The organism is Microbacterium sp. (genome assembly GCF_036277215.1).
Classification (GTDB): Bacteria; Actinomycetota; Actinomycetes; order Actinomycetales; family Microbacteriaceae; genus Microbacterium.
The window spans coordinates 1-2,469 of record NZ_DASUNI010000133.1 but is presented as its reverse complement, the minus strand read 5'-3'; the positions used below and the strand labels follow the sequence as shown (position 1 = coordinate 2,469).

Genomic DNA, 2,469 nt, shown 5'->3' with positions numbered 1-2,469 from the left:
CTTCACAGGCTCGGCCTCGACCGCACTGAAGCTACGCACTCACCCGACCGTCATGCGCGAGTCCGTAAAGTTCATTGCCGAGCAGGACAGTCTCAACGCCTCGCTGCTTGGGCCGGATGCGACGCCCGGCACGCCGGAGTTCGACCTGTTCGTGCGCGAGATCGCAATCGAGATGACGGTCAAGGCTGGCCAGAAGTGCACCGCGATCCGCCGGGCGATGGCGCCCGCCAAGTATCTCGACGCCGTTCAGCAGGCGCTCGCTGAGCGCCTCGCCGGGACCAAGGTCGGCGACCCGCGCGCCGAGGACACGCGCATGGGAGCGCTCGTCAGCCTCTCGCAGCGCGACGACGTGCGCGCCAAGATCGCGGAGCTGGAAGCAGCCGGAGCGAGGATCGTCGCGGGCGATCCGGCAGCCGATCCGCCGGTTCCGGGCGGGGCGTTCCTGGCACCCGTCCTGCTGCGGACCGACGATCCCTGGTCCACGCAAGCCGTGCACGACGTCGAGCCGTTCGGACCCGTATCGACGATCATGCCGTACCGCGACATGGGTGACGCCATCGCTCTAGCGAACCGCGGCATGGGCAGCCTCGCTTTATCGCTCTTCACCCATTCGCCGGACTCGGCGCGCGATTTCGTCCGCGGAGCGGCTGCCTATCACGGGCGGATGCTCGTCATCGACCGCACCAACCACAAGGAATCGACGGGCCACGGATCGCCGCTCCCCGTGCTGGTTCACGGCGGCCCCGGCCGCGCCGGCGGCGGCGAGGAGATGGGTGGCATCCGCGGCGTGAAGCATTACATGCAGCGGACCGCGATCCAGTCATCGCCGACGATGATCGCGGCCATCACCGGGCAGTACGTGCCGGGTGCTCCCAAGCAGTTCGTAGACGTTCATCCCTTCCGATGCCGAATGTCCGAGCTAGAGATCGGCGACACGCTGAAGACCGCAAGCCGAACGGTCACGATAGAGGATATCGAGCATTTCGCCGAGTTCACCGGCGACAAGTTCTACGCCCACATGGACGAAGAAGCGGCGAAGGCCTCACCGATCTTCGAGGGCCGGGTCGCCCATGGTTATCTCATCCTCAGCTTCGCCGCCGGCTTATTCGTCGATCCAGATCCGGGCCCCGTCCTTGCCAATACGGGCCTTGAGAACCTGCGTTTCCTGACCCCGCTCTATCCGGGTGATTCCATGCGCGTGGAGCTCAGCGTCCGATCCAAGTCGCTCAAGAGCGAAGACACCGGCGTGGTTCGCTGGGCGGTCGAGATTTTCAACCAGCGCGACGAACTGGTCGCCACTTACGACCTCCTGACCGAAAACGTGCCGTGAGGCTTAGGAACGTCGGCGGCCCAATGTTCGTTACTCACCCACAACGGACCAGGAGACAGCGGCGATGAAGGTTTCGGAAGTCATGACGACCGGCGTTGAGACGGTGCGACCCGATCAGCAGGCTCGCGACGCCGCCCGCTTCATGTTGCAAGCCGACACGGGCTCCATCCCGGTCACGGAGGGCGACCGCCTCATCGGGATCATCACCGACCGCGACATTGCGGTTCGTGGCGTGGCGCTGGGCTACGGCCCCGACACGCCGGTGAGCGAGCTGATGACCAGCGGTGTCGTCTCCGCCCATGCCGACGATCCCATTGAGGAAGCGGCCCGCAAGATGGGCGAAGCGCAGGTCCGGCGTTTACCCGTCATCGACGACGATGCGCGGCTGGTCGGCGTTGTCAGCCTCGGCGATCTGGCGCGCGAGACCGACGAGGACACCGCCGGTCAGGCTCTGGAAGGCGTCAGCGCACCGGGAAGCCAGCACCAGCAGTAGGGCTAGAGCGCCCGAACCAGCTTCCTTGCGACTGCAATCCACGGTGGGTTGGCGACGATCTGCTGCCGGCCGCCCGCGCCCGGCGGGAGCAGCTGCAAGCGGTCGCCATCCCGGTCGATCAGGCGACCGAACAGGAACCGCCCGGCGGGGCGAGGCACGAGCACATCGCGGTTGAGCGCGGCCGCGAACCCGCCGGGTTCGACCGTGTCGCACCAGATTTCGTCGCCCGCGCGATAGTCGCCGTTGCTCGCAGAGACGGTGATCGCGACCTGGCCTGCCTTCGGCCGTGGAGCGACCACGACTGCTGACCGCCTCGGAGCCACGGCACCACCGACCCCGAGTACCGCCATCACCGGCAGCTCGGCCTTCTCGCCGCCTCCCTCGACCAGATCCGCAGCATCCACTCCGAGCGCGTCGGCTATGCGGTTGAGCCAAACCAGGGAAACGGTTCGCGTTCCGGTCTCAAGCCTCCCGATCGTTTGCGGGGTGGTTGGCGGCCGGCAGGCTTTGGCGACGTCGTCGAGCGTCATTCCGCGCGCTCGGCGCACCTCCCGAATCCGCGTGATCATTCAGTGTCCCCCAACAACTACGTAACCAAATCGGTTTTTCTTCTGTCCTACAGTTTTGCCAGTGTGGCAAGCCCTCC

General features: G+C 66.2%; 3 protein-coding genes. 2 read left to right on the top strand and 1 reads right to left on the bottom strand.

All coding sequences use genetic code 11. The annotated features are described in order from the left end of the window. Positions 1 to 1,330: phenylacetic acid degradation bifunctional protein PaaZ (gene paaZ / locus VFX99_RS06960; protein WP_329665581.1), on the top strand; the 1,330-nt coding region annotated here is incomplete at its 5' end. A 64-nt stretch (positions 1,331 to 1,394) separates the two neighbouring features. After that, positions 1,395 to 1,823, top strand: a complete 429-nt coding sequence (locus VFX99_RS06955; RefSeq protein WP_329665580.1) for a CBS domain-containing protein — start codon at positions 1,395 to 1,397, stop codon at positions 1,821 to 1,823. Positions 1,824 to 1,825: 2 nt separating this feature from the next. Here VFX99_RS06955 and VFX99_RS06950 read toward each other — a convergent pair whose 3' ends face one another. Next, positions 1,826 to 2,392: a helix-turn-helix transcriptional regulator gene (locus tag VFX99_RS06950; RefSeq protein WP_329665579.1), complete on the bottom strand. Its 567-nt coding sequence runs from the start codon at positions 2,390 to 2,392 to the stop codon at positions 1,826 to 1,828. Positions 2,393 to 2,469: the final 77 nt, after the last annotated feature.

Bases quoted from the DNA above. Each gene is read 5' to 3' on its own strand.
- VFX99_RS06955 (WP_329665580.1), top strand. From the start codon at position 1,395: ATGAAGGTTTCGGAAGTCATGACGACCGGCGTTGAGACGGTGCGACCC.
- VFX99_RS06950 (WP_329665579.1), bottom strand. From the start codon at position 2,392: ATGATCACGCGGATTCGGGAGGTGCGCCGAGCGCGCGGAATGACGCTC.